Source organism: Phenylobacterium sp. (assembly GCF_046590535.1).
In the GTDB taxonomy this organism is placed as follows: Bacteria; Pseudomonadota; Alphaproteobacteria; order Caulobacterales; family Caulobacteraceae; genus Phenylobacterium.
This window is the reverse complement of record NZ_JBKJTG010000241.1, coordinates 1-4038: the sequence shown is the minus strand read 5'-3', so window position 1 is coordinate 4038 and position 4038 is coordinate 1. Positions and strand designations below refer to the sequence as shown.

Below are 4038 nucleotides of genomic sequence, written 5' to 3'. Positions count from 1 at the left end.
AAGGTGATGACGGCCCTGGTCGACGCAGTGAAGCAGCTGCGCGACCTGAAAATCCCCATGGATGCGCCGCTGGCCGCCGTGCAGACCAGGGCCGTCATCACCTTAGGGTCGTCCACGTCGAGGGTGTTGGGCGTGCGCATGGGATCGCCGGGATCGAACGGGACCTTGAACTTCAGCCCGCCCTTGTCGGCGAACAGGCGGAAGACGTGGGCGCCGCGGCTGTCCAGGTTGACCCGCAGGTCCCAGGCGTCCAGCGCCCGGCAGGCCTCGGCCAGCTCAGGATGCGGCCCCGCCGCGCCCCGCCGGCAGAGCGCCACCAGGGCGTCGCGGGTCAGCTCCGCGCCCAGGTTGCGGTTGCCGTAGAGCACGCCCTGCACGCTGGCCAGGTCGAACTTGGCTGGTCCCAGCCCATCTGTCCCGGCCACCCGGTCGTCGATCTGCATCAGGCTGAGCCGGGTGCGTAGCGAGCGCGTGGTGCGCTCGTCGCCGAAGATCCGGCCGAAGCCCTCCAGCGGCTGGTTGGGGTTGGTCAGCCAGTAGCTGTCGTTGGAGTTGCTGGTGTAGTCGGAGCGGAAGATCTGCGGCAGGGCCTGGGGCGGATAGATGCCCGCCGTGGCCGCGCGGCGGTCCGAGCCCCATTCGCAGGCGGCGCGCGAGCCGTCCAGGACCGGGACGCGGTTGTCCTTCCACATGCTGCGCCCCAGGTCGGAGACCGCGCATTCGGCGGCCTGGGCGTCGGTGACATAGGGCAAGGGGCCGATGTCGCCGTAGAAGGCCTCGCCCCCGGCGTCCACCGCCGTGGTGTTGAAGCCCGCCGCCTGGAAACGGGAGAGCGCTGCGGCTAGCTGGCGCACATTGCGCGCCTGCCACATGGCCAGGTACTGGTCGATGCCGCGCAGGTTCACCGGCGCGTCGCGCACCGCGAACGCCTGGGTGGCGGTCCACGGATTGGCGGGCGTCTCCACCACGGGCCCGAAGCGGGTGGCGTAGGCCGTGCGGGTCACCGCCGCCAGGCCCTGCGGGGTCTTCACCTGCACGGTCACCGGCGTCTTGGTCATCGGGACCGAGCGGCCCTCGTAGAGGTAGGCGGTGGGATCGCTGGGATCGAGCTTCAGCTCATAAAGCCCAAACCGCCTGGCGGTGGAGACCGTGTGCGTCCAGGCGACCCACTGGTTGTGGCCGATGCCGATGGTCGGGCTGTTCTGCAGGCCGGCGCCGACGATGTTCAGCTTGCCCGGGATGATCAGGTGCATCCGCGTGAAGCGGTTGATGCCGTCCCAGGGATAGTGCGGATTGCCCAGCAGCACGCCGCGGCCCGACTTGGTCACCTCCCGGCCCAGGGCATAGGCATTGCTGCCCTGGCCTTCCGGCGCCGGCGATCGCTCGGGGCGCTGGGGGGCTGTCAGGTCGGGCACGCCGGGGGGCGCCGCGCCGGCCACCCCGGCCATCAGGGTGGGCTGCTGGCCCGCCACCTGGCTGCGCCAGTAGTCGGCCTCGTCATAGACCCGCACCCAGGCCGCGCCGCGGCAACGGGGGTCCGGCAGGTTGGCCACGCCGGTGTCGCGCACATAGCGGTTGATCCCCGCCACATAGCCGCGCACCAGGGCCCGGGCGTCCGCCGAGGGCCGGTGGCCGCCCCGCCGGGCGCTGTCTCCCGCCAGCAGGGCCTCCAGCCGGCCCGACTGCACAACCGCGCGGTGATAGAGGTCGCTGACGATATTGGCGTCCTTGTCGCCGGCGCCCAGGAACATGGCCCGCTGGCCGTTCACCGTCAGCGTCCGCTCGGCGAAGTCGCAGAAGTTGTCCTGCGCCGCCGCATAGCCCGCGCCATAGCCCAGCCCGCCGTAGTTGGCCGCGGTGACGTGCGGCGCGCCATAGGCGGTGCGGGTGACCTCCGCGCGATAGGGCTGCGCCTGGGCGCCCACCGCCAGCGCCGCCAGCGCCGCACCCAGCCATATAGCTCTACGCATGTCGCTTCCCGCCCTGCCCTTAAGGCCCGCCGTCGTGAAATGCGGCGGGCTCGTCCGGCGAAGGCTAAGTCACCCGGCCGCCTCGCGCCACCGCCCGTTTGGCGCGTCCCCGTCGCGGTTGTCGCCGGGCCCCCGCGCCTGTAGGTCGGGGCGGGGCGCCTTGCCTGCCCCGCCTGCCCTGAGGTTCGCCGATGTCGTCCGGCCTGGTCGCCTTGCTGGATGATGTCGCCGGCATCGCCAAGATCGCCGCCGCCTCCCTCGACGACATGGCCAGCGCCGCCGGCAAGGCCGGGACCAAGGCCGTGGGCGTGGTGGTGGACGACACCGCCGTCACCCCCGGCTACGCCATGGGCTTCACGCCCGACCGCGAGCTGCCCATCGTCGCCAAGATCGCGATGGGCTCCCTGCGCAACAAGTTCTTCTTGCTGCTGCCCGGCGCCCTGCTGCTCTCCGCCTTCGCCCCCTGGGCGGTGACGCCGATCCTGATGCTGGGCGGCGCCTACCTGTGCTTCGAGGCCACCGAAAAGATCATCGAGGCGGTCACCCCGCACGACGACACCCCCCAAGTGGACGAGCTGGCGCTGAGCTCCGCGGACCTGGAGAAACAGAAGGTGGCCGGGGCCATCCGCACCGACCTGATCCTGTCCGGCGAGATCATGGCCATCGCCCTGGCCGACGTGGCCGACCGGCCCCTGGCCGTCCAGGCCGGCGCCCTGGCCATCGTCGGCCTGCTGATCACCATTGGCGTCTATGGCGTCGTCGCCCTGATCGTGAAGATGGACGACATCGGCCTGCACCTCTCCCGGCGCAGCACCCCCTGGAAGCAGAGCCTGGGCCGCGGCCTGGTGAAGATGATGCCGGTAAGCCTGGACCTGCTCACCAAGGTGGGCACCGCGGCCATGCTGTGGGTCGGCGGCGGCATCCTGGTCCACGGCCTGGAACGCTTCAACGTCGGGCCCACCCACGCCTGGGTGGAGGCCCTCGAACACTGGGCCGGCGCCGTCCCCGGCATCGGCGCCTTCACCGCCTGGGCCGCCTTCGCCCTGGCCTCAGCCCTGCTGGGCCTGGTGGTGGGCGGGGTGGTCGCGGGCGTGATGCACTTCGTGCCGAAGAAGGGTGGGCATTAGCGTTGGATGTCCTTGGGGGCCTTTCTAGCCAGCTGGCCGATCGTGATTGTGTCGAACTGGCCCTGATTTGCTGGGCGGAGGCCCACCCTGGCACAGCGGCGTGGGTTCAAGCGGTTATCACCCCTCTTTCCCTCGCCCTTGCACTGCTCGCCGTCCTTGCGCCGGAGTGGTTTCGGCATCGCGCAGCCAGCCGCCAGAAACTCGAGTTGCTCCAGGCCGTGGCTGGGGCGGGTGCCATTGCTGCTGGTGCGGTTCGGACGCTGCATCGAGCTGCCGAAATAGAACGTGACTCCCCCAATCCGGCTTTCTCCATCCCCCGTTTCCTAGTGCAGACCGGCGTGCGCGCGGTGCGGGACTTCCCCGTCCACCGACTTGGCGACGCAGCGGCTCTGGGCGCTCTACACAATCTTCAGTTGCTTGCGGAGGGAGCCCTTCACGAGTGCGAAAGGTTGGAGTTTCTCGCGAGATCTCAGGGCCTCTCGGAGAGTTATGTGGCTCATCTGGGCGATCAGGCGGACCAAGCCGATGCGGCATGGCAGCAACTAGCAAAGCTTGGCGGCGCCACACCGGACCAGATCAACCTCATTGGAGAGAACTAGGGACTGCCATCATCCTACCCCGGCCGAAACCGCTTCGTCGCCGGGAAGCCCTTGGGCGCCACCTTGCCCGCCGCGGCCCGCCGCCCCAACCACTCCCGCCACTCCGCCCACACCCGCGTGCGGCCGTCCGAGGTGGTCCAGGTCGCGCCGTCGTCGGCGTTGAACAGGGTGGCGTCGCGCAGGCCGCCTTCGCGGTAGGCCTGCAGCTTGACGCCCTTGCCCCGGGGCATCTCCGGCAGTTCGGCTGTCGGGAAGATCAGGATCTTGCCGTTGTCGCCGATGACGCCGAGGTGGTCGCCCGTCGCCGGCATGGCGAAGGCCGCGCCCTTGGCGCCGACATTG

At 70.3% G+C, this 4038-nt stretch carries 2 protein-coding genes and 1 pseudogene; 1 reads left to right on the top strand and 2 read right to left on the bottom strand.

Features of this window, described 5'->3' with window-relative positions; genetic code table 11:
- Positions 1-1970, bottom strand: a 1970-nt coding sequence (locus tag ACLL81_RS15060; protein ID WP_411289176.1) for a penicillin acylase family protein, incomplete at its 3' end; no start/stop codon positions are given.
- 191 nt (positions 1971-2161) lie between these two features.
- On the opposite strand from ACLL81_RS15060, the gene ACLL81_RS15055 reads away from it, so the two are divergent.
- The gene (locus ACLL81_RS15055) at positions 2162-3097 is read left to right on the top strand and encodes a DUF808 domain-containing protein (protein WP_411289175.1); all 936 of its coding nucleotides are present in this window, start codon (positions 2162-2164) and stop codon (positions 3095-3097) included.
- A gap of 613 nt (positions 3098-3710) precedes the next feature.
- Here ACLL81_RS15055 and ACLL81_RS15050 read toward each other — a convergent pair.
- A pseudogene (locus ACLL81_RS15050) lies at positions 3711-4038 on the bottom strand (DNA topoisomerase IV subunit A); the annotation flags it as partial.